The 25,610-nt window shown below is 34.3% G+C and carries 11 protein-coding genes, 7 tRNA genes, 3 rRNA genes and 3 pseudogenes; 2 read left to right on the forward strand and 22 right to left on the reverse strand.

Annotated features, from left to right (window positions below):
• Positions 1–7 precede the first annotated feature (7 nt).
• From ACWJKP_RS00470 to ACWJKP_RS00505, 8 genes and pseudogenes are all read right to left on the reverse strand, one after another.
• Positions 8–370 (reverse strand): annotated as a pseudogene (locus tag ACWJKP_RS00470) (IS30 family transposase); the annotation flags it as partial.
• Between the two features lie 483 nt (positions 371–853).
• Positions 854–930, reverse strand: a tRNA-Arg gene (locus ACWJKP_RS00475).
• Positions 931–981: 51 nt separating this feature from the next.
• Positions 982–1,509, reverse strand: coding sequence for a GNAT family N-acetyltransferase (locus ACWJKP_RS00480; protein WP_165414901.1), 528 nt, complete (start codon positions 1,507–1,509; stop codon positions 982–984).
• 198 nt (positions 1,510–1,707) lie between these two features.
• On the reverse strand, positions 1,708–3,117 hold the full coding sequence (gene ltrA / locus ACWJKP_RS00485) for a group II intron reverse transcriptase/maturase (RefSeq protein ID WP_224578726.1): 1,410 nt from the start codon (positions 3,115–3,117) through the stop codon (positions 1,708–1,710).
• Positions 3,118–3,568: 451 nt separating this feature from the next.
• Positions 3,569–3,659 (reverse strand) — tRNA-Ser (locus ACWJKP_RS00490).
• A 28-nt stretch (positions 3,660–3,687) separates the two neighbouring features.
• Positions 3,688–3,778 (reverse strand) — tRNA-Ser (locus ACWJKP_RS00495).
• A gap of 124 nt (positions 3,779–3,902) precedes the next feature.
• Positions 3,903–3,993: transfer RNA gene (locus ACWJKP_RS00500), tRNA-Ser, on the reverse strand.
• Positions 3,994–4,020: 27 nt separating this feature from the next.
• A tRNA-Ser gene (locus ACWJKP_RS00505) sits at positions 4,021–4,111 on the reverse strand.
• A gap of 200 nt (positions 4,112–4,311) precedes the next feature.
• Between ACWJKP_RS00505 and ACWJKP_RS00510 the strand changes: the two genes are divergently transcribed.
• Positions 4,312–5,682: an ISNCY family transposase gene (locus ACWJKP_RS00510; RefSeq protein ID WP_462961669.1), complete on the forward strand. Its 1,371-nt coding sequence runs from the start codon at positions 4,312–4,314 to the stop codon at positions 5,680–5,682.
• A gap of 105 nt (positions 5,683–5,787) precedes the next feature.
• On the forward strand, positions 5,788–5,949 hold the full coding sequence (locus ACWJKP_RS00515; protein ID WP_165415094.1) for a hypothetical protein: 162 nt from the start codon (positions 5,788–5,790) through the stop codon (positions 5,947–5,949).
• Positions 5,950–6,337: 388 nt separating this feature from the next.
• On the opposite strand, the gene serS is transcribed toward ACWJKP_RS00515, so the two are convergent.
• From serS to gyrA, 14 genes and pseudogenes are all read right to left on the reverse strand, one after another.
• Positions 6,338–7,621 carry a serine--tRNA ligase gene (gene serS / locus ACWJKP_RS00520; protein ID WP_165414683.1) on the reverse strand — a complete coding sequence of 428 codons (1,284 nt, stop codon included), beginning with the start codon at positions 7,619–7,621 and terminating at the stop codon, positions 6,338–6,340.
• Between the two features lie 50 nt (positions 7,622–7,671).
• Positions 7,672–7,908 (reverse strand): annotated as a pseudogene (locus ACWJKP_RS00525) (DUF1667 domain-containing protein); the annotation flags it as partial.
• Between the two features lie 40 nt (positions 7,909–7,948).
• Entirely contained in the window at positions 7,949–9,346 is a 1,398-nt protein-coding gene (locus ACWJKP_RS00530) for an NAD(P)/FAD-dependent oxidoreductase (RefSeq protein WP_165414681.1), read from the reverse strand.
• A 173-nt stretch (positions 9,347–9,519) separates the two neighbouring features.
• Positions 9,520–11,736 (reverse strand): hybrid sensor histidine kinase/response regulator, encoded by a 2,217-nt coding sequence (locus tag ACWJKP_RS00535; protein ID WP_165414680.1) that lies wholly within the window; start codon positions 11,734–11,736, stop codon positions 9,520–9,522.
• Positions 11,737–11,997: 261 nt separating this feature from the next.
• A pseudogene (locus tag ACWJKP_RS00540) lies at positions 11,998–14,706 on the reverse strand (UPF0182 family protein); the annotation flags it as partial.
• 9 nt (positions 14,707–14,715) lie between these two features.
• On the reverse strand, positions 14,716–15,879 hold the full coding sequence (locus ACWJKP_RS00545; protein WP_165414679.1) for a DUF362 domain-containing protein: 1,164 nt from the start codon (positions 15,877–15,879) through the stop codon (positions 14,716–14,718).
• Positions 15,880–15,904: 25 nt separating this feature from the next.
• Positions 15,905–16,420 carry a transcription repressor NadR gene (locus ACWJKP_RS00550; RefSeq protein WP_165414678.1) on the reverse strand — a complete coding sequence of 172 codons (516 nt, stop codon included), beginning with the start codon at positions 16,418–16,420 and terminating at the stop codon, positions 15,905–15,907.
• Between the two features lie 175 nt (positions 16,421–16,595).
• A complete protein-coding gene (locus ACWJKP_RS00555; RefSeq protein WP_165414677.1) occupies positions 16,596–17,090 on the reverse strand; it encodes an HDIG domain-containing metalloprotein in 495 nt (164 codons plus the stop codon).
• Positions 17,091–17,248: 158 nt separating this feature from the next.
• Positions 17,249–17,324, reverse strand: a tRNA-Ala gene (locus ACWJKP_RS00560).
• A gap of 5 nt (positions 17,325–17,329) precedes the next feature.
• Positions 17,330–17,406: transfer RNA gene (locus tag ACWJKP_RS00565), tRNA-Ile, on the reverse strand.
• 8 nt (positions 17,407–17,414) lie between these two features.
• Positions 17,415–17,531, reverse strand: a 5S ribosomal RNA gene (gene rrf, locus ACWJKP_RS00570).
• A 189-nt stretch (positions 17,532–17,720) separates the two neighbouring features.
• Positions 17,721–20,663, reverse strand: a 23S ribosomal RNA gene (locus ACWJKP_RS00575).
• A 292-nt stretch (positions 20,664–20,955) separates the two neighbouring features.
• Positions 20,956–22,473 (reverse strand): 16S ribosomal RNA (locus ACWJKP_RS00580).
• Together the 16S, 23S and 5S rRNA genes with 2 tRNA genes alongside form the textbook arrangement of a ribosomal RNA operon.
• Positions 22,474–23,005: 532 nt before the next feature.
• Positions 23,006–25,576, reverse strand: a complete 2,571-nt coding sequence (gyrA, locus tag ACWJKP_RS00585; RefSeq protein WP_462961670.1) for a DNA gyrase subunit A — start codon at positions 25,574–25,576, stop codon at positions 23,006–23,008.
• Positions 25,577–25,610 lie beyond the last annotated feature (34 nt).

The raw sequence follows: 25,610 nt of genomic DNA on the forward strand, positions 1-25,610 counted from the left end.
AATTTACTTAGACTTCATAGATTAGATCTAATTGTGCTTCAAATAGATCTTCAGGAGCTTTGTACTGGAGTATCCGCCTAGGAAGCGTATTCATCCATTCCTCTATGAATGAAATATCAGCAGCACTATAATCTTACATACGTTTCCCTTTAGGAATGAAGCGGCGAATTAATCCATTGTGACGTTTGTTAGTTCCTTTTTCAAAAGAAGAATATGGATGGGTGAAATATACCTTTGTATCACTGCCAATCTCAAGTGTGGATAAATCAGCAAATTCAGAACCATTACCCCCAGTTATTGTCTTGAATACTTGGCTAAACTGCTCACCATATAAGTTGCTGATGTTTGTAAGTTCATCCATAACTGCACTAGTTTCATCGTTAGATTGCATATATCGAGTAATTTTGTTTAAAACACTCTTATAGCACGCTAATGTTGATTGACTATAATTATGAGATTGTAACTGCATGAGCAATTTACTTATTAACTCTGATAGATTGGCTTCTGAATTTTGATTTTTCATTATAGTTCCTTTCGTAAAATAAGATTGATCCCTCATAAAAGCATCATCCTTATATAGTTTCACCTGGGATAATAGTATTATACGATAGAATTATTATAGAAAGATTATCCGAGCAGTTTTTTTAAATGCGTTTGATTAGATCACACTTTGAGTTTTATTAGGATAATCGTTTAACTCGGATAATTCAGATTCCACCTCCCGGTGGACACCCTTGTCTTAAGCTATGCGCTTGGCACTATTAACCCGTGCTAGGGACTTTCACCCATTAGATTGCGCCCATGCCGGGCGCACAATAAAAGCCTTACAAACTTAGTGTTTGTAAGGCTTGAGTGGTGCGTCGGACAGGAGTCGAACCTGCGACCAACTGGTTCGTAGCCAGCTACTCTATCCAACTGAGCTACCAACGCATATATATCATTACTATATTACCATATTATATGTTAATAGTAAAGGTTTATTTACAAACTTTTATCTACAAAATCTTCTCTAAGAATTCCCATAATAATTACATCCCTGTAATTTCCATAGGAAAAGCAAGTCTTTCTCTTCTTTCCTTCTTCTATAAAACCACATTTTTTATAACATTGAATTGCTCTTAAATTAAAATCTAGTACTTCGAGCTCCACTCTATGCGCAGCAATATCCATGAATAAATATTTTAACAAAACTTTTATAGAATCTTGCCCATATCCTCTATTCCAAAAGTTTTGACCTACGGTTATACCTAATACATATACATTCTTACTTTCACTAATTTCTCTAAACGTTATATATCCTACAACTACGCCTTTTTCATTTATAATGCTAAGATATTTCTTATCAAGATTAATAAATTTATTAAAATTATTTAATATATCCTCTTTAGATGGAGGCAATCTAAAATTACCATCAAGTCTTCTAACCTCTTCATCAGCCCAAATATCATAAAATATATTCAAATCTCTTCTCTCTACACATCTCAATAATATTTTATTACCTTTTAACATTTTTTAGCCTTCTTTATTATTTTAATACTATAATTATACCTTTTATTTATCTTAAATTCAATAAATAAATAACTTATTTTGTAATTTAAAAATCTAGTTATTTATATAATAAATCGAGTAGGAGCTAAATAATTAGTTTATTTAGCGACCTCTCACACCACCGTGCATACCGTTCGGTACACGGCGGTTCAATAAGAATTAATGTTTTAATAAATATGTCTCAGATATAGAAACTAATCCTATATTTTTAAGGTATTTATTGGTCAATGTTTTGTTTAATATAGGGCTATTGGATGTTCTCCAATAGCTCTTCCTTGTGTTTGTATATTGCCAGGCTTTATTCTTGTTCAAGCCTAATTTAACAAGGTTTTTATATTTGGTTTTAATCTTTTTCCATTGTTTCCAAAAACACATTCTAATCCTTCGCCTTAACCATTCATCAAGTGTTTTGAGAATGCTTTTAATATCTGCGATAGCAAAATAATTTACCCATCCAACTATCACTTGCTTAAGTTTCATAAATCTATATTCCATGCTCATCGCATTACTTCTTGAAGTTAATTCCTTTAGCTTTGCTTTGAATTTACTTATAGGTTTTTGAGGAACTCTCATTCTGTATTCACCTTTTGCTCGGTAAAACGAAAATCCTAAAAATTTAAGTTTCCAAGATCTATCTACTGTACTCTTTTCTTTATTCACTTTAAGCTTTAATTTTTCCTCAATAAATCTTGTAATACTCTTCATTACTCTATTTGCTGATTTCTCACTTTTAACATATATATTAGCATCATCAGCATACCTACAAAAGTTTAGTCCTCGCTTTGTTAGTTCTACATCAAGTTCATGTAACATTACGTTACTCAATAATGGGGACAAGGGTCCACCTTGAGGTGCTCCTTCTTCAGTATTCATAAATACCCCATTTATCATCACTCCACTTTGTAGATACTTTCGTATCAGAGAGATTACTCTACTATCTTTAATATCTTCCGATAGTATCCTTATTAATTTATCGTGATTTATCGTATCAAAGTATTTAGAAAGGTCTATATTTACTGTCCATGTATGTCCAGCATTAATATATCCCCTACATTTTTCAACAGCTTGCTTTGCACTTCTTAAAGGTCTAAAACCATAGCTATTATCTGAAAATTTGTTTTCATATATTGGTATTAGAACTTGTGAGATTGCTTGTTGAACAACTCTATCTACTACAGTAGGTATTCCAAGTAGTCTTATTCCCCCATCAGGTTTGGGTATTTCCACCCTTCTTACTGCTTGAGGTCTATATCTGTTTTCCAGTAATGATTGCCTTAATTCTTGTCCATGCTCTTTTAGGTGTTGTAGAAGTTCATCTACCGTCAACCCATCAATACCATGACTTCCTTTATTTGCTTTTACTCTTTTATATGCTTTATTCATATTATCTCTCGACGATACTTGTTCGAGTAAATCATTACCGTATCTATTCACATCGTTTCTTCCTTCTTCTGACATAGGAGAAATACTATGCACTTCTACGTTACCTTTAAGTTCCACTTTATTCTCTCGTAGAGAGCCTTCTTTATGAAGTTGTCTGCTTTCATCATATTTCTTCGTATCTTTCAAAATTTCAAAACCTCCTATTGTTCAGTCCTTCCCACGCTAACGCGTTTAGCATGGTACTATGACGTCTGCTGACTTCTGATAGTTCAGCCATACATCACTGTATAGTTTGTTATTTCTAAATTCATATCCACAACTTACCTATCAGATCTCCCCGGGTAAGAACGCAATCTTTCACTCCATCTATCTGCTACATTTACATCGCCTGTTTCGAATAGTTTTGGGCTTCATTTTGTATTGCAAACTTACCCACAAGCATATGCCTTATATGTAGTTTCTGTTCGTCAGACCAGAGTTTCGCCGCCGACTTCCTTCAGATTCCACCTCGCGGTGGACACCCTTGTCTTAAGCTATGCACTTGGCACTATTAACCCGTGCTAGGGACTTTCACCCATTAGATTGCGCCCATGCCGGGCGCAATCTAAAAAAACATCTAACAATAGTTAGATGTTTTTGGTGGAGAAGGAGGGATTTGAACCCTCGCACCAGTTTCCCAGTCTATACCCTTAGCAGGGGCACCTCTTTAGCCACTTGAGTACTTCTCCATGGCTTAATTATTATGTCGTTAAAAAATGGTGGAGGAAGTGGGATTCGAACCCACGGTACGCTTTCACGTACGTCGGTTTTCAAGACCGGTGCCTTAAACCAACTCGACCATCCCTCCATATCTTAACGACAAGGTTTATTATATCAGCATGTTGATATAGTGTCAATATTATTTTGAAAACATTTATCAAAATAATATATTATGTGAAAATAAAAAACATCTAACAAATGTTAGATGTTGCTGGTGGAGAAAGAGGGATTTGAACCCTCGCACCAGTTTCCCAGTCTATACCCTTAGCAGGGGCACCTCTTTAGCCACTTGAGTATTTCTCCATAGCTTAATTTTATGTCGTTAAAAAATGGTGGAGGAAGTGGGATTCGAACCCACGGTACGCTTTCACGTACGTCGGTTTTCAAGACCGGTGCCTTAAACCAACTCGACCATCCCTCCATATCTTAACGACAAGATTTATTATATCAGCATAAACATCACCTGTCAACACATTTATATTTCATGTCATAAACTTTATGATTGATTTATGATAATGTCTTACTATACCGCATTTGATTATGTCCCAAATATGAAAACATTGTATAATAAACCTCATGACTAGAAATGAGGTGCCGATAATGAGAAAGGTGAATTTAACTATGGAAGAAATAGATAAGTACTCTACTATAAAAAAATTAGTAGAAACAGATGGAAATAAAAAGCGAGCAGCTATAGCTCTCAATTGTTCAGTTAGGCATATTAACAGAATGGTTAAGGGATATAAAGAAAGTGGAAAGGAATTCTTTATTCATGGTAATCGAGGGCGGAAGCCCTCACATGCCCTCACTGTTAATACAAAGCAGTTAATCCTGGATTTATACCGTACCAAATACTCTGAAGCCAATTTTACTCACTTTTCTGAATTACTAAAAAAACATCACAATATAACGGTTTCTACTAGCACTATTCACTCTATCCTTATACAGGATTTCATCCTGTCCCCTAAGGCGAAGCGTGCTACAAGAAAAAGGATCAAGGCAGAATTAAAAGAACTACAAAAAACAACTAATTCTATTAAAGAAATTGCTGAAATTCAAAGTTCCATAATTGCTGCCGAGGATGCACATCCTAGACGTCCAAGATGTGCTTATACAGGTGAAATGCTTCAAATGGATGCTTCGGTACATCTTTGGTTCGGTAATGAAAAAAGTCAGTTGCATATCGCTGTAGATGATGCCACTGGCGCTATTATGGGGGCTTATTTCGATCCACAGGAAACTTTAAACGGATACTATCATGTACTACACCAAGTGCTTACTGACTATGGTATTCCCTACATGTTATTCACTGATAGACGTACTGTATTTGAATATAAACAAAAAAAATCCCCTTCAGTTGAAGAGGACACATTTACACAGTTTAGCTATGCGTGTAAACAATTGGGTATAGAAATTAGAACCAGTAGTGTTGCACAAGCCAAGGGACGCGTAGAAAGAATGTTTCAGACGTTACAATCACGCCTCCCCTTGGAAATGCGACTAGCTGGTATAAACACAATTGAGCAAGCAAACGAATTCTTAAACTCCTACATAAAAGAATTCAATGCTCAGTTTGCATTACCTGTTGATGATATCAAATCTGTCTTTGAAATGCAACCAGATAATGAAAAAATCAACTTAACTCTTGCCGTATTGACTAGTAGGAAGGTAGATAACGGAAGCTGTATCAAATTTAAAAAGAATTACTATTTACCTATAGATTCCAATGGTCATCCTGTACATTATCGCAAAGGAACATCTGGAATGGTAATTCAGGCATTTAGTGACGAGATTTTCTTGTGTGTAGATGAAAAGGTTTATGCGCTAGATTTATTACCAGGGCATAAACTTTCCTCTAAGAACTTTGATTTAGTTGTTCCAAATGACCAACCTAGAAAACGCTACATACCACCAATGAGTCATCCTTGGAAACAAGATTCTTTTGAGCGGTATCTAAATAAACAGGCTCACCGCAGCGATAATGTAGCATAGGAACACTAAAAATCTGTTCATTTTAGATCTTTGAAAAAGACAATCTTCTAAGGTTTATTAAGTGAACCCAAAACATATCTCAATAATAGATTAAGAAACTGGCCAATGGAAGCAAAAGCTAATAAAATCAAATTGACAAAAATAACTGGATTCCCATTCACTAGCTACGCTAATATAAATGGAAGGATTCTTGCATACCCTCAAAAACAATTTTTCAGTTTTAATGACATTTCAGAAGGAGATGCTTTAATGCATCAAAAATTATAAGCCTACGGCTAAAAGATATTTAGGAAAGATTTTAGGAGAAATTTCAAAGTAACTAAATAATCTTATATCCAGTTTGCACAACATGCATTAGGTAATCAAAATCAATGTAAAAGCACCAGAAAAACTGGTGCTAATGTTTTAAATATTTTGGGACATTTTCAAAAATGCTTGACACACATTTATATTTCATGTCATAAACTTCAATTTCATATACTATAATAAATAAACAACTTAATATTAACTCATCTCCTGGGTCGCTGAAATATTAACGACTTCAGAAGGAGATTTATACTCCCACTTATAGAATGGCGAGACTTTCCTTCTGAAATGTCGTTAAATACTTAAGTTGCTCATTTATTATTATGATATAAATTAATAATTTAAATACTTATTTTGAAATTAACGTTTTTTCTCCCATATACTTCACTAAAACATTTGGAATAGTTACTGATCCGTCTTCATTCTGGTAGTTTTCAAGTACTGCAGCTAATGCTCTTCCAATAGCTACCCCTGATCCATTTAGTGTATGAATATAATTAGCTTTATCCTTTTTATCATCTTTATACTTAATGTTGGCACGCCTTGCTTGGAAATCCTCGAAATTACTACAGCTTGATATTTCAACATACTTGTTGTAGCTTGGCATCCAAACCTCAATATCATATTTAAATGATGCTGTAAATCCTAAATCGCCTTTACATATCTTAACTATTCTATAAGGTAATTCAAGTCCTTGTAATACTGACTCTGCATCCATAAGTAACTTTTCAAGCTCTGCATATGAATCCTCAGGCTTTGTGAATTTAAGAAGTTCTACTTTATTAAATTGATGTTGCCTTATAAGTCCTCTACTATCCCTTCCTGCTGAACCTGCTTCTTGTCTAAAACAAGCACTATACGCAACATGCTTTATAGGAAGATCTTGACCACTTAATATTTCATCTCTATAAATATTTGTAACAGGTACCTCTGCTGTCGGTATTAAGAAATAGTCTGTATTAGCTACTTTAAAAGCATCTTCTTCAAACTTAGGTAATTGACCCGTACCGATCATACTTTGTCTATTAACCATATATGGAGGCAGTATTTCTGTATACCCATTGTTATCCACATGAAGATCTAAAAAATAACTTATTAGTGCTCTTTCAAGCCTTGCTCCGAGGCCTTTATACACTGTAAATCTTGAACCCGTAATCTTTGCGCCTCTTTCAAAATCTAAAATATCATTGTCTGTTCCCAAATCCCAATGCGCTTTAGCTGCATAGCTGAAATGTTTAGGCTCTCCCCATTTTTTTACTTCAACATTATCTTCCTCGGTATCCCCTTCTGGCACATTTACACTCGGTATGTTTGGAATACTTAACATAATATTTTTAATTTTTTCATTTACTTCATATAGTTCAATATCAAAATTTTTAATTTCATCTGAAAGTTTTTTCATTTGGGACATAATTTCTTCTACATTTTCTCCATTTTTCTTAAGCTTTGGTATAAGCGCAGATTGAGTGTTTCTATTATTTTTTAATTCTTCAACCTCAACTAATATATCCCTTCTTGTTTTATCAAGAGATACCACTTCATCAATTACTGATAAATCAAAATTTTCCCCTCTATTTTTCATTAATTTTTTTATTTCTTCTGGATTATTTCTTATTCTTTTCAAATCTAACATGACTATTCCTCCTTAAATATTATTAATTATTTATTCTTCTAAAATTTTAATTAAGTATTTCTTTCAATATTTTTTGTGCAAATAATATCAACTCCGGTATTAAGTACGTTTTTACATACTATATCCCCTATTTTTATAGGAGGACCTACATGTATTCTGCTTAATGCTTTTGAGCATTCGATCCATAACCTCTTACTAATAGGTTTACTACTTTTTACTGGAACTACATTTCGTAATTTAGATCCTTTTATTCTAACTAAAGTTGTTAATATTGCTTTAGTTTCATTAAATTTGCAATCAGTTTCTTCGCTCAAATAAAATCATCTCCTACATACTATCAAATTCTTTTATTCTATATAACACAATATTAGAATTTTTTGAGTCCTTAACTATCTCTGTCATTTTCTTATTGGTTTCTCTTGCTAAAATAGAAACAATCTTGTTTAAACAATGTGATCCTTGGCAATTTCCAAATGCAGCACCGGTTCTTCTTTTAACTCCTTCTACCGTCCGTGCACCTAAAGGTCTCCTTATAGCATCCACTATTTCACCTTCAGTTACTTTTTCACATCCGCATATTATATTACCATATTTTTTATCTATCTTAATAATACTTTTTCTTTCCTCGTCACACAATTCTCTAAACTTATAGTACTCTCGCCTTTTATCATTGAAATCTTTTTTGAGCTTGCATTCCATCTTGCTCACTACACTCTCACATACAATGCTTGCTATAGCAGGTGTCATAGTAACTTGACCATAGTGCTTTCCTTTGATCTGGATAAGTCCATCATCTATACCGCTATCATCAATTATCATAGGCTCTTCGAAAAAGGGCCATTCTAAAAACATTTTAACATCCATATCGTCTAGACCATTTGTTATCTTGGATACCCTATTTACTATTTCATCATAACTAACATTCTTTTTTGTATCAAAAGCAGCTACAGTATCTCCCTCCATAGTTGGAATTGTATACATACTTTCCCCTTTAACATTAATCATAAATAAGGCATGCGAAAATCTTGCTTTTTTATCATTGTCTAAAAGTATATACTTTGATATTCCTTCATTGTTATTTACATGAAGTTTTTTTTCATTTGCTATACTGTAATTTTCTGAAGGTGTTGTATTTATTACCATTTTGCAAGTGAATTTATTTTTATTAGTAACAACTCTAAATCCTTTTGATATTTCTTGAATATCTATTACTTCTTCTTCTAATTTAAATTTTACACCATTATCAAATGCCACTTCGCCATAAGATAATGCTAAATCAAACGGACAAATTACACCCGTATTTTTAGAATATAATGCTTTTTTAACATCTATATTTAAGTTTTGTTCCATTTCATATATGTATTCTGGGTCTAAAATAAATACGTCCTTCGTGCCTCGCTCTATTGCTCTATTATATATTTTTTTGATTATTTCAACGTCTTCATCAGTTTGAGCAATTATTAAGGAACCGCACCTTTTAAATGGAACATTAAATTTGGCACTTATAGTATCCATCATTTTATTACCCATACGTTCAAGCTTTGCAGTTAAAACATCTTCACTTTCAATACCATTATATATCATAGCAGTGTTTATTAATGCTACATCATCAGCTATATCATAGTCTTTTTCAATAACAGCTATATTAAGATTATATTTTGAGATCTCATAAGCAACTGCACATCCAATTATTCCTCCACCCAAAATAAGTACATCATAGTCCATCGTAGCCCTCCAGCATAAAACAAAACTGTTTTAATTTACATTATTATTATATCCTTTTTTTAAACATGTGACTCAATATGTTAAATTTTTTTCTAATTTCACTAAAAAAGAAGAACAGTCATCCATTCTTCTTTTCGCCCGTATTTTAGACGTAATTGTCATTTGATGGATATTTAATCTCTTATACTATAACAAGAAAGCATTTTTTTTAAACTTTCTTTATTTATAGGTTTATTTAAAATGAAATCAACATTATTCATATCTTGACCTTCAAAAGGTCCCACCCACCCTGTCATTAAGCAAAAATATGTCTGATTGTTTATTTTTTTAACTTTTTCAGCAACTTGAAATCCATTAATACTCGGCATGGTAAAATCACATACAATTATATCATATTTTCTCCTTTGTAACTCTGAGTCTAAATTTTCACACCCACAAGCCTTTGTTTTACATTTAACAATTGATTTTATCATACTAGCAACAACATTTCTTATTTGCTCCTGATCATCGATAACAAGGATGTTGCCTTCAAAATCAATTACATCCCTTAATCCTACGTTATCACTTTTAGTTATTTTTTCACATAGGGGTAATTTAATAATAAAAGAAGTTCCTACATTTTGTTTGCTTTCAATTTCCATGCTCCCTTTATGTGAAAGTATTATATTATAAGAGATACTTAATCCAAGCCCTGAACCATCATTACCTTTTGTTGTAAAAAACGGTTCAAATATTCTTTTTTGAATCTCTTTTTTCATTCCCATTCCACTATCTCTTATTTCTATAATAGCCATATTAGCTTTATTTTTAGTAATGAATTCTATTTTACCACCTTTTGGCATAGCATCTATAGCATTTACTATTATATTTATAAATACCTCTCTTATTTCTGTTATATTTCCTTGCATCTCCTCATTAGATTTTAATGATTTAATTACGCTTATTTTTATTCCTTTAAAACTACTTCCTGTTAGCCATTTACTTTTAGTTAAATCTATTGCATCTGAAATTACATTATCTACACTAAAGATTTCAAAATCATTATCTTTTCCATTACATTTTTGGGTTAATTTTTTAACCTTATTAGTAATATTGATTCCATCATACGCACATATTTCTATAATGCTAAGCAACTTCAAGTTTTCTTTTTCCTTAGTTGTATCCTTTAAAAGTTGAACAGAGCCTACAATTGGTGTAAGTATATTATTTATATCATGAGTTATTCCCGCAGCCATTTCTCCCATAGCCCTTAGTTTTTCGTTTTGTATTAGTCTATTTCGCATATCAGAAAATCTTTTTTGATCCTGTATTAAATAAAATGCAGTTTTACATATTGATTTTAAATGTTCTATGTTATTTTTAGATAGCTCTCTATTATTTTTATATCTTCCTATACTTATTACACCCTTAGAACTATCATAATATTCTACATTAATAGCCATATAGCTTACTATGCCTAATAACTTGAATTTTTCTACTAATTCTGAATCCTCTATTTCACTTGAATTTAATAATGAATTTCCATTACTATTTAATACCATTTCATTGAAGTTATTAATATAATGGATTGTTTTTATATCCTTAATCAAATAGTATTTATGTTTTTTAGTTATCCCATAATAATTACCCATTTCTATCGTATTTTCTTGCTCTTTAACTGAACTATGTAAAATACAAAAATCTACATCACATACATCCTTAATTTTATTCATTACGATTTCTCTGAATTCATTTTCATCTGTATTTTGGGGTATATCTGAAAAAATATCATTAAATAAAACTAAATTTTTATTCTGATATTTTAGTTGTGAATTAGACTGAAGCATCCAAATTGCTTTTTCTATTTCATTCTTATTTTTAAATTCCATTTCTTTATTTCTATCTATAATAATTAATGTTTGAAATAAATTGCTAAATCTATGTAGTTCATTGAAGTTATATACATTATTATTAATGTATACCATATTAGAAATATTATCTTTTGAACATTCTATTATTTTTTGAACATATTTAATTAAAACATCTACTTTTCCAACCCTTCTAATTACATTTTTAAAATCCCATATTATTCTCAATTTTTGTCTAACAACAAAAATAATATCTAAAAACTCTTTATAGTCATAATCAAAAGTATCAATATTATACGTTTTTATTTTAAAGATACCTGTATTTATATTATACCTTATGAAATCTTCATCACCATCAAAGTTTTTTTCAATATTTTTATAGAATATATCATCTGTAAAAAATATAATTTTTTCTCCGTTTATAAGAGCATCCGAAATATTTTTTATTATTACTTTAGGTAAATTATTAATATTTAAAGCATCTGTACCTATACACAATGAATTTTTACCAGCCTTATACAAATTATTATTTGTATATTTCATAACATAACCCCCATACCCCTTATACTCTTATATATATAAACTTATTCGACATTTTATTTCAAATTCCTTTGTTTTATACAATATTTATCTCACTCTATATATTTTTACATAACGCAAAACAAATTATACTATAAAAGTAAGGACATATAACAATATATGTCCTAAGATTACATTTCATGATAATACAATGTAACATAATCCTATTTAAAACTAAGGCGTTTTTAATATGTCTTGATTATGTTAACTATATTATAATATATTTTACTCACTTATTTTATTCAATGTATCACCTAATTGTTTTATAAATATCCCATATTCAGCCCACTTACCATTTTTTTGAGCTTCCAACGCCTTGTTATAAATTTCTTTAGCAATTTTTATATTTTCCAATGATTTTTCATCTAAATTTAATTTTTCTTTAGTTTGGGATATATTATTTTTGTCTGTATAATCAAATATTTGTTCAAGCGCTAACTCTATATTATCAGCTAAAACTATTTTATCACCATAAGACACTATAACCTTTTTCATCTCTGGTATGCTTTTCTCGCCTTTAGCTCTCAAATACATAGGCTCTACATAAATCAAAGAATTTTTAATTGGTATAATTAATGTTTCTCCAAATTGGACTTGTGAACCTTGTGTATTCCAAAGTGATAATTCTTTTGATATTATAGTGTCCTGATTCATCTTTTGTTTAAATAGTACAGGGCTATATACTGTTTGCTTCGGTGGGAATTTATATAAAACCATTTTCCCATAATTGTCCCCATCCATCCTTGCTGCCAATAACGATACCATGTTATCTCGCCCTTTAGTGTTGAAGTATTCAAGTAAGATCATTTCTTCTGTGCTTTCATTTGGTAGTTTCATTATTACATAAGAAGCTTTGTTTTTTTCATTTTTACCCTCAACCTTCTCTTTGTTAGTTGCTATAGACCACACATCATCTCCGTTATAAAATACTCCAGGATCAGTTATGTGGTATTTACCAAGTACATTACATTGTAAATTAAATAAGACTTCTGGATATCTAAAATGTTCTTTTATACCACTAGGAACTGTCTCTGAATCCTTAAATAGTTTTGTAAATATCTTTGAATAATTATTTGCTATAGGATCCTTTTTATCAACTATATAAAATTCAGGTATTCCATCTACTGCGTCAATGGCAACTTTAATTGAATTCCTCATATAATTCACACCATTTTGTGGCTGTGAAAACGGATATCTATTGGAGGTTGTATATGCATCTATAATCCAGTATAATCTTCCTTCGTTAATTATAATGTATGGATCACTATCATATGTTAAAAATGGAGCAATTTTTTTTACTCTTTGAACTATATTCCTATCAATTAATATTTTACTATTAGAAGTTATATCGTTGGATAATAAAAACTGAGTACTTTTTTTATTTATTGCAAATAAAATTCTATTTGCGACGCTCATCTTCATTCCAGCTTTTCCATCATAGTTATTAGTTTGGTTTTCTCCACCCTTAGGATAATCTAACTCTCCAATTTTTGTATTGACTATACTATAATCATTGGTACTTTCACCAAAATATATTCTAGGATTATCTGTTTTTATACTTGTTTTATTTTCTAAAGGTATATTATTAATCACAAAATCCGGCTGACCTTCACTTGTTACAGAGTTTACCTTACTCATAGCCACGCCGTATCCATGAGTATAAACTAGATGTCTATTTTGCCAAGTATTTGAATTGTCTTTTAATGACTCTAACTCAATTTCTCTTGGTGCAATAAATACTTGATTGTATTTCCCATTTATATTATATCTATCAATATCTAAATCATTAAATCCATAATAAAACCTCATATATTGAAATTGATTATAAAATTCTAATGCTGGTTTAAAAGAGTTTATTTTTATATTATCAATAGTATCTTTATTAAAATTAATATCCTCTTTCGTTAAATCATTTTTTATTTCAAATGGAACTTCTCCTATGGTATGTAAATTAAAAGCTTTTCTCGTATTGTCTATATTATATTGAATATATGGTTTTTCTAAAGTTTTTTCATTCGATTGAACTTGAAACTTTTGAACTAGATTTGCTGTTATATGTTCCCCAAAAATTAATGCAACAACCACAATAACAGATATAATCACAGGCTTTGCTTTATATTTTAGTATACTTATAAATGTAATTATGGCTGCAATTAAAGATACCACCGCTATTGTTTGGTAAAACCTTAAGGTTACATGTATATCTGTATATCCTGCTCCAAATACTATTCCTCTTGGCGAGTATACTAGATTCCAAGCTTTTACTAAGTATCCAAGAGATACTAGCATCAATATTAGTGAAGACACTATGGAAAGCTGCCTTCCTGCAAATTTAGTTATTCCTCTCTTAAAGTTTTTAAGTTTAGAAAATATATTTCCTTTATTGGAATGTAATATATGATCCTTTGCAGTTAATGTGATGTATATTACTATAGTAATAATTACTAATACTACTAGCAAAGTTATGAACATTCGATATAGTGATTCAATTAATGGAAGTTTGAATATAAAAAATGAAATATCTTTTTTAAATAATGGGTCTACAGTATTAAAACTTGTAGCATTCGCGAACTGCAGTATTGTATACCAATAGTTAGAAGCAAAGGTAATCGAAACTATAAAAGAGATTATAATATTTATAAATATAATAATTTTGCGTTTTAATCTTTCTTTATTTTTATTCACTTCAACAACCTTTTTCCATCTTAGAATACTACTTTTAAATGTTTTATAATACATCCATATTGCAATATAACTCACCATAAACACTGGTATCATTAACTTTAAAATTGATGTTAATTTAGTAAAATATACTGATAAATATCCTACTTCCTTAAACCACTGTATGTTTATAGCAAAATTAATTATGTTACCTAAGAAAGCTAAAATTATTACTATTATTGCTATAATGATAGCTATGGTCTTTTTTCTTTTCGTAAAAAATCACCTCTTATCTAATTTTAGTAATTTAGCTAACTTTGAATATTTTGTTTCAATTGCACCAACTGGGCATAATTCCTGACAGCAAAAACATCTAATACATTCATGCATATTCCATTTAGGATTTAATATGTCTCCTTTTAGTACCATCTCAATCGCCGCGGGCTTCTCTGGACATACCTCAGCACACCTTCCACAACCTATGCATTTTTCTTTGATTAGGGTTGGGTTTGGTGCTATCATTTCTCTTAGAAAATTAGTTACCCCTGGGTTTATAAAATAAAAGTTACCTCCCTTCCTACATAGTTTAAAATCTTTTGCTTTCATAGATTCTAAGTCTTCACCAAGTATGTTTATATCCTTTGAAAGTACTACTCCCCATTTGCTATCATATGCTTCTTTTAAAACAGGTGTATCCAAAGGATCATCGTAACCTATAAGTCTAACGGCAGTGGAATCCACAGCTGTTAAGCTCTGTCCCATAATTAAAGTATTCATTTTATATGGCTGTCCACTTTTAGGTCCATTACCTTCCATAGCAATTATACCGTCTAAAATAGCAAAATTAGTCCCAACGGCCGTATTTAAATCCAAAAGCATCTTGCAAAAATTATTAGCATCAGGCATTCTTGTATGCCAAGTTGCTTTTTGCGTTCCTGGTATACAACCAAATTGATTTTTTACAGCTCCTGTATAATAGGCCATAGCATGTGTTTTAAGTTTTGGCAGTGATATAACAACGTCTGCCTCATAAGCAGCTTTAGATATATTCCAAGATTTACATAAAATAGAATTATCTAATTTAATATGTACTGACTCTTTAAAATCCTCAAAAGTAACTCCGTATTTATCAGCAACCTCCATAAGACCAGATTTTTCTGCTGCTTTTCTTGAATCTCCGAAGCCGGGCGAATCACCAAAGCTAATGTAACTAGAATATTCCCTAATAACTCTAATTACTGCTTCAAAAACAGCATAATGAGTTACTACTGGCGATCCTTTACTCTCAACACTTAACATATTAGGCTTTAAAAGTACTTTACTGTTTTTTGGTATTAATTGTTTCAAAAATTGATGTCCACCCAATAATTCAAATCCCTCTCGCAACTTTTTTTCTACTAAATCAACATCATATTCCGTACATTTTAAAAGTGCAACATTTTCCATAATACTTTCTCCTTTAATAATTAAATTACTCACAAATTAAGTAATTCTTATTTTTTAATTCTTTTATAATACACTCTATAATCTCTTCATTATCCGCTTTTATAGTATGTAAGTGTATTCCTTTAGTTAACGAGGATAATGGCTTGGCACTAAATTCTTTAAACTTTCTTGTGAATTTCTCAATATCCATAATTGTCTTTATCATGAGCATTGCTCTTATTTCACCGTATAAAGAGTGTTCTACTGTTACATCCTCTACTATACCACCAAATTTTACAATGCATTCAAGCTCATTATATATATCGTCTCTTGTGTGTGAAACTGCAATTACCCGCCTTACATAATTACTTTCTTCTTTGGGTATTAAATAACCTTCTGAAGTCGCAATTATATTTACACCTTCTGCTCTTATAATTGCAATATCTTTTACTATAACTTGTCTTGTAACCCCTAGTTTCTCTGCTAAAAAGTTACCTTTACATGTAGTATTGTCTTTAAATAATTTGTTTTTAATATATCCTCTTCTTTCCTTTGAATCCATTTTCCCCTCCCAATATTTGTATTTAATTATATTCTATCACTCTTTATGTATTATTAGAAACACTTTATAACATATAAATGCTTTTAAATTAAAAGCATCCTTTTTTATAACTATATTTACCTAATATATACTTTTACTGTGATAAATCAAAAAAAAGAAACTATATATTAGTTTCTTAATTTCTATCATCACATTCTTTTAATAAATCTAATTCTATATCTCCTGTTATATTATTATTATGATGATTTTTCACTAAAAATAAAATTCTATCGTTGTAACCATACTTTCTTAATAAACTATATCCTATATCTCCATGATTATAATAAATATTAACATTTTTATTTTTTTTATACGATCTAATTTTTCCATTTGTTACCATATGAATTATAACCATTATAGCTTTATCTATTGGATTCATACTATTATATATTTTACCTATATCATGAAGCAATGCAACCTTTATCAAATCATTTGATTTTAACTTTCTTTGATTACAAGTTAATTTTACATCCCTAGCTACATTTATACAGTGTTTTTGCTCATAAGTAGGTAATTGGTTTAATAATTGTAATTCATAAGTTTCTAAATACATCTTAAGAAACTCTAAATCTTCATCATTAACCTTCGAAACCATTGACCTGTAAAACTGCTTTACTCTATATAGTGACATCGTAAAGTTCCTTTCATATTTCATATTATCGCTTTTATATTGTAATACATTTTACCTAATAAATCTATAAAATCTATAATTAAATCATTTCCTTCTGAAATGTCGTTAAGGACTAATTTTTAACGAAATAAAAAACAGCCCATATTTGGACTGTTTTTTGGTGGAGATAAAGGGAATCGAACCCTTGACCCCCTGCGTGCAAGGCAGGTGCTCTCCCAGCTGAGCTATATCCCCACATATGGTGGACCTTCAGGGACTCGAACCCCGGACCGACCGGTTATGAGCCGGTAGCTCTAACCAGCTGAGCTAAAGATCCATGTATTGACCTGGCGACAACCTACTCTTCCACAAGGTCACCCCTGCAGTACCATCGGCGCATTGAAGCTTAACCTTCGTGTTCGGTATGGGAACGGGTGTTACCTTCATGCCATAATCACCAGATTTATAAAGTATTAACCTTATAATTAAAGTATACCAAGCTATTGTTAACTTGTCAATATACTTTATGAGATATTCTCTCAAAATTGCACAGTGAATTAATCTTCTTCCTTTGTCAGAATCTTAGTTTCTTTCCTACGAAAGAAACAGCTTCTGCGAAAGAAATATATCGCGTTACTTTAATTATATATTTAGGTCAAGCCCTCGACTTATTAGTATTAGTCAGCTGAACATGTTACCATGCTTACACCTCTAACCTATCAACCTGGTGGTCTTCCAGGAGTCTTACTAACATCGCACTTACGTGCGAGTTATGGGAAATCTCATCTCAGGGTGGGCTTCACGCTTAGATGCTTTCAGCGTTTATCCCTTCCAAACATAGCTACCCAGCGATGCCACTGGCGTGACAACTGGTGCACCAGAGGTTTGTCCATCCCGGTCCTCTCGTACTAAGGACAGCTCCCTTCAAATTTCCTACGCCCGCGACGGATAGGGACCGAACTGTCTCACGACGTTCTGAACCCAGCTCGCGTGCCGCTTTAATGGGCGAACAGCCCAACCCTTGGGACCTACTTCAGCCCCAGGATGCGACGAGCCGACATCGAGGTGCCAAACCTCCCCGTCGATGTGGACTCTTGGGGGAGATCAGCCTGTTATCCCCGAGGTAGCTTTTATCCGTTGAGCGATGGCCCTCCCACGAGGTACCACCGGATCACTAAGCCCGACTTTCGTCCCTGCTCCACTTGTAAGTGTCGCAGTCAGGCTCCCTTCTGCCTTTGCACTCTTCGCGCGATTTCCAACCGCGCTGAGGGAACCTTTGGGCGCCTCCGTTACTTTTTTGGAGGCGACCGCCCCAGTCAAACTGCCCACCTAACAATGTCCTGTGACCAGATTCATGGCCTCCAGTTAGAACCTCAGTACTGTCAGGGTGGTATCCCAAGGATGACTCCACACAGGCTGACGCCCATGTTTCTCAGTCTCCCACCTATCCTGTACAGACAATACCGAAATTCAATGCTAAGCTACAGTAAAGCTCTACGGGGTCTTTCCGTCCAATCGCGGGTAGCAAGCATCTTCACTTGCACTACAATTTCGCCGGATGTGTTGTTGAGACAGTGCCCAAATCATTACGCCATTCGTGCGGGTCGGAACTTACCCGACAAGGAATTTCGCTACCTTAGGACCGTTATAGTTACGGCCGCCGTTTACTGGGGCTTAAGTTCATACCTTCGCTTGCGCTAAGTAATCCCCTTAACCTTCCAGCACCGGGCAGGCGTCAGCCCCTATACATCAGCTTTCGCTTTAGCAGAGACCTGTGTTTTTGCTAAACAGTTGCTTGGGCCTATTCTCTGCGACCTACTTACGTAGGCACCCCTTCTCCCGAAGTTACGGGGTCAATTTGCCGAGTTCCTTAACAACAATTCTTCCGATGGTCTTAGGATTCTCTCCTCACCTACCTGTGTCGGTTTGCGGTACGGGCACCAATATCCTCGATAGAGACTTTTCTTGGCAGCGTGGAATCAGATACTTCAGGAATAAATTCCCTTCCCCATCACATCTCAGCGTTAAGAGCAAACGGATTTGCCTGCTTGCTCCGCCTAAATGCTTAGACACACATCCAATAGTGTGCACATCTTATCCTCCTGCGTCATCCCATTTCTAATAACGTCCATTGGTGGTATCGGAATATCAACCGATTGTCCATCACCTACGCCTTTCGGCCTCGGCTTAGGTCCCGACTAACCCTGAGAGGACGAGCCTTCCTCAGGAAACCTTAGGTTTTCGACCGTTAAGATTCTCACTTAACTCTCGCTACTCATGCCAACATTCTCACTTCTGTACCGTCCACCACTCCTTACGGTATGACTTCAGCCAGTACAGAAAGCTCCTCTACCGCGTACACAATTGTGTACACCCATAGCTTCGGTGGTAAGTTTTAGCCCCGGACATCTTCGGCGCAGGATCTCTTGACTAGTGAGCTATTACGCACTCTTTAAATGAGTGGCTGCTTCTGAGCCAACATCCTAGTTGTCTTAGAAATCCCACATCCTTTTCCACTTAACTTACACTTTGGGACCTTAGCTGATGGTCTGGGCTGTTTCCCTTTTGACTACGGATCTTATCATTCGCAGTCTGACTGCCGAAATAAAAGTATATGGCATTCGGAGTTTGATAGGGTTCAGTAACTGTTGTCAGCCCCTAGCCCATTCAGTGCTCTACCTCCATTACTCAATTAATCGACGCTAGCCCTAAAGCTATTTCGAGGAGAACCAGCTATCTCCGAGTTCGATTGGAATTTCTCCGCTATCCACAGCTCATCCCATGGTTTTTCAACACCAACGTGGTTCGGACCTCCACGGAATTTTACTTCCGCTTCATCCTGGCCATGGATAGGTCACCCGGTTTCGGGTCTACGACATGCAACTTCGTGAACTTGCGTTCACAACGCCCTATTCAGACTTGGTTTCCCTTCGGCTCCGTACCTTAAGTACTTAACCTTGCTACATATCGTAACTCGTTGGCTCGTTCTACAAAAAGCACGCCGTCACACATATAAAGTGCTTCGACCGGTTGTAGGCACACGGTTTCAGGTTCTATTTCACTCCCCTTCCGGGGTTCTTTTCACCTTTCCCTCACGGTACTTCTTCACTATCGGTCACTAGGTAGTATTTAGCCTTGGGAGGTGGTCCTCCCAGCTTCCCACAAGGTTTCACGTGTCTCGTGGTACTCTGGATTAGATCTGACTGTTTTTCCTTTTCATTTACAGGCCTATTACCTTCTGCGGAGCAGCTTTCCAGCTATCTTCAATTAAGGAATTGCAGTATTTATGATCTATCCTCAACCCCCAGATCAAAGACCTGGGTTTGGGCTCTTTCCCTTTCGCTCGCCGCTACTTAGGAAATCGATGTTTCTTTCTCTTCCTCCGGGTACTTAGATGTTTCAGTTCCCCGGGTCTACCTCTGCATACCTATTTATTCAGTATGCAGTACATAGTTGTTACTATGTGGGTTCCCCCATTCGGAAATCTTTGGATCACAGGCTATTTGCGCCTACCCAAAGCTTATCGCAGCTTAACGCGTCCTTCTTCGGCTCCTAGTGCCAAGGCATTCGCCATGCGCCCTTTGTAGCTTGACCTTGATTCTGTCTATTTACATAGACGGTTATATTAATTTTGCGAAATTGTATTAAATTAATTTATAAACTACTTGCGTAGTTTTAATTTTTTTAAAACAACTTTTTTCACTGTGCAATTTTCAAAGAACATTTTAAGAAAAACTATTCATTATCTAACTCCTAAGAGTTAGATAAAATTAGTCTCTCAAAATTAAACAGAGAACTAGGTACGATTAATTACAATAGATATTTTTGAAGAACAAATTAATATTCTTCTATTGCATCGACCGAAGTCAATACATCTACTCCCTAGAAAGGAGGTGATCCAGCCGCAGGTTCTCCTACGGCTACCTTGTTACGACTTCACCCCAATCATCAATCCCACCTTCGGCCGCTGGCTCCTTACGGTTACCTCACGGACTTCGGGTGTTACCAACTCTCATGGTGTGACGGGCGGTGTGTACAAGGCCCGGGAACGTATTCACCGCGACATGCTGATTCGCGATTACTAGCAACTCCGGCTTCATGTAGGCGAGTTGCAGCCTACAATCCGAACTGGGATGAGTTTTTGAGTTTGGCTCCACCTTGCGGTCTTGCATCTCTTTGTACTCACCATTGTAGCACGTGTGTAGCCCTAGACATAAGGGGCATGATGATTTGACGTCATCCCCACCTTCCTCCCGGTTAACCCGGGCAGTCTCACTAGAGTGCTCAACTTAATGGTAGCAACTAATGATAAGGGTTGCGCTCGTTGCGGGACTTAACCCAACATCTCACGACACGAGCTGACGACAACCATGCACCACCTGTCACCCTGTCCCGAAGGACTTCGCCCATCTCTGGGTTATGCAGGGGATGTCAAGTCTAGGTAAGGTTCTTCGCGTTGCTTCGAATTAAACCACATGCTCCGCTGCTTGTGCGGGCCCCCGTCAATTCCTTTGAGTTTTAATCTTGCGATCGTACTCCCCAGGCGGAATACTTAATGTGTTAACGGCGGCACCGAGGTTCGACCCCCGACACCTAGTATTCATCGTTTACGGCGTGGACTACCAGGGTATCTAATCCTGTTTGCTCCCCACGCTTTCATGCCTCAGCGTCAGTTACAGTCCAGTAAGTCGCCTTCGCCACTGGTGTTCTTCCTAATCTCTACGCATTTCACCGCTACACTAGGAATTCCACTTACCTCTCCTGCACTCTAGACACCCAGTTTCAAATGCAGCACCCAAGTTAAGCTCGGGTATTTCACATCTGACTTAAATGTCCGCCTACGCATCCTTTACGCCCAGTAAATCCGGACAACGCTTGCCACCTACGTATTACCGCGGCTGCTGGCACGTAGTTAGCCGTGGCTTCCTCCTCTGGTACCGTCATTATCGTCCCAGAAGACAGAACTTTACAACCCGAAGGCCTTCATCATTCACGCGGCGTTGCTGCGTCAGGGTTTCCCCCATTGCGCAATATTCCCCACTGCTGCCTCCCGTAGGAGTCTGGACCGTGTCTCAGTTCCAATGTGGCCGATCACCCTCTCAGGTCGGCTACGCATCGTCGCCTTGGTGAGCCGTTACCTCACCAACTAGCTAATGCGCCGCGGGTCCATCTCAAAGTGGAATTTTCCGAAGAAAAATCCTTTGATGTTTCGATCATGCGACCAAAACATATTATGCGGTATTAATCTCCCTTTCGGGAGGCTATTCCCCTCTTTGAGGCAGGTTACCCACGTGTTACTCACCCGTCCGCCGCTAATCCACCCCGAAGGGTTTCATCGCTCGACTTGCATGTGTTAGGCACGCCGCCAGCGTTCGTCCTGAGCCAGGATCAAACTCTCAATTTAAAAGTTTACACTTTTTTAGTTGAAATGATTAATCTGCGACAACTGTTAAGTTGTTACGCAAGCTCATTACATACTTTTAGTCTTACGACTAAATTTTACTTTATACTAAAGTAATTAACTGGTTTAACGAAATATTATTTCGCTATCTTTACCTATTTCTCTGTTTAATTTTCAAAGACCAATTTATTTTGTCATCATGTGACGACTCCTACTATTTTACTATTTAACTTTAAAATTGTCAATATATTTTTCTATTTTTAAAATATTATTTTAAGTTTAGAAAATTATTTGATCTTTAAAATTAAACTGCTATTGTTACTAATTCGTAACGACAAGGAATATTGTATCAAATCTATTTATTACTGTATTTACAATAGTCCTATTCCTACATAGATTATACTAATCTTTATATATATATCTTTGTTTTTCTCTGATTTACTGCTTGAGATACACTAGGTTAGTTATAATGTATATATACCTATAAATATTAAAATACTTATTTGAAGTAATTCCAAATAAGTATTTTAATATTTTAATCTTCTATTTTATCATTTACTTCACTAGTTGTTTCTAAGTCATGTTCCTCATTATCAGAAGTTTCTTTAATGTTCTCTTGAACAGAGTCAGCTTTTTCTTGCACAGAATTTGTTTCTTCTTGCAAAGGATTCTCATCTGTATTAATTTCATCACTACAATTTATTTTAGCTATAGCAACTATATTATCTCCTTCTCCATTCCTCATTAAAGTAACTCCCATGGTATTCCTACTTGTAGTTGATATTCCATCTACATTTAATCTTATAACAACACCATTACTGTTTATAAGTATCATTTCGTCTCCGTCTTTTACTATTCTAGCACCTACAAGTTTTCCTGTTTTATCTGATACCTTATAAGTTATTACTCCCTTACCACCTCTACGTTGGAGTGAGTATTCTGAAACCAAGGTTCTCTTTCCAAATCCATTTTCACTTATAACTAAAAGTTCTTCTACAGGCTTAACAATATTCATAGACACTACAATGTCGCCTTGTCTTAAAGTTAAAGACTTAACTCCAGTTGCAGTTCTTCCCATACCTCTTACATCTTTTTCACTAAATCTTATAGAATAACCATTTCTTGTAACAAACAGCATTTCGCTATCTCCAGTAGTTATTGCAGCTCCAATTAGTTCATCATCTTCTCTTAAATTTATTGCATTTAAACCATTCTTTCTTATAGCAGCATATTTATCAAGTGATGTTTTCTTAATTAAGCCATGTTTTGTTCCCATTACAAGATAATTATCCTCAGGGAATTCTTTAAGACATATAACTGCTTGAATCTTTTCATCGCTAGCTAAAGGTATAATATTTATCAAGTTTGTTCCCTTAGCTGTTCTTCCACCTTCTGGAATCTCATATGCTTTTAATTTAAATGATTTTCCTTTGTTTGTGAAGAATAAAATATTATTATGAGTGGTAGTTGTAAAAATATGTTCCACAAAATCATCTTCTTTTGTAGTAACACCTTGTATCCCTCTACCCCCTCTTTTTTGAGCACTATAAGTATCAGCTGGAAGCCTCTTTATATATCCTGCATGAGTTAGAGTTATTACAATATCTTGCTCTTGAATCAAATCTTCCTCATCTAAGCTATATGGATTTTTTTCTATTGATGATCTTCTAGTATCACCATATTTATTTCTAACTTCTATTAACTCATCCTTAATTATGTTTAATAATACTAATTCATCTTCTAAAATTCCTTTTAAATAATTAACTGTTTTCATTAATTCATTGTACTCATCTTCAATCTTACCTCTTTCAAGACCTGTAAGTCTTCCAAGTCTCATCTCAACAATAGCGGTAGATTGTTTTTCAGATAAATTAAATGCATTTATTAAACTTTCTTTAGCTTCACTAATTGTCTTTGACGCTCTTATTAAACGAATTACTTCATCAATATGGTCTAGCGCAATCTTAAGCCCTTCTAAAATATGAGCTCTTGCTAGTGCTTTATCAAGATCAAATTGAGTTCTTCTTCTTGTTACATCTTTCTGATGTTCTAAATAATAAGTTAGAACTTGTTTTAAATTTAAAGTTTGAGGTTCGTTATTTACAAGAGCTATCATTATAACTCCAAAAGTATCTTGCATCCTAGTATGTTTAAATAACCTATTTAATACTATATTAGGGTTTGCATCTCTTTTTAGTTCTATAACAACCCTCATACCTTCTCTATCTGATTCATCTCTTAAATCTGATATTCCATCTATTTTCTTATCTTTTACTAAATCTGCAATACCTTCTATAAGTTTTGCTTTATTAACTTGATAAGGTAATTCCGTTACTATTATTGTATTTCTACCTTTATTCTCTTCAATGTCTGTTTTAGCCCTTACAAGTATTCTTCCTCTTCCTGTTTCATAAGCACTTTTTATTCCCGCTCTTCCTAAAATAATTCCACCTGTAGGAAAATCTGGGCCTTTTATTTTTGTCATTAAATCACTTATAGTGACCTCTGGGTCTTCAATAACCATGAGCACTCCGTCTATAACTTCTATCAAATTATGTGGAGGTATATTGGTTGCCATGCCTACTGCAATTCCTGTCGATCCATTAACTAAAAGATTAGGGAATCTTGAAGGCAGCACTGATGGTTCTTTTTCTTCTCCATCAAAGTTAGGAATGAAATCTACTGTATCTTTATTAATATCTCGAAGCATCTGAGTTGTAATTTTGCTCATTTTAGCTTCTGTATATCTCATTGCAGCTGCCCCGTCACCATCTACAGAACCAAAATTTCCATGACCATCGACCAAAATACATCTTTGTGAAAAGTCTTGAGCCATTCTAACGAGCGCTCCATATACTGCAGTATCACCATGTGGATGATACTTACCTAAAACATCTCCTACAATTCTTGCGCACTTTCTATATCCCTTCTCTGGTGTTAACCCTAGTTCATGCATAGAGAATAATATCCTTCTATGAACAGGTTTAAGTCCATCGCGTACATCTGGAAGAGCACGGCTTACAATAACACTCATAGCGTAATCTATATAAGACTTTTTCATTTCGTATCTTATATCAATAGGTAAAATTTTTCCCTGATTATTAATCATGTTACACCTCTTTAAACAAAATATTTTAATG

It is taken from the genome of Clostridium sp. CM037, from assembly GCF_055081095.1.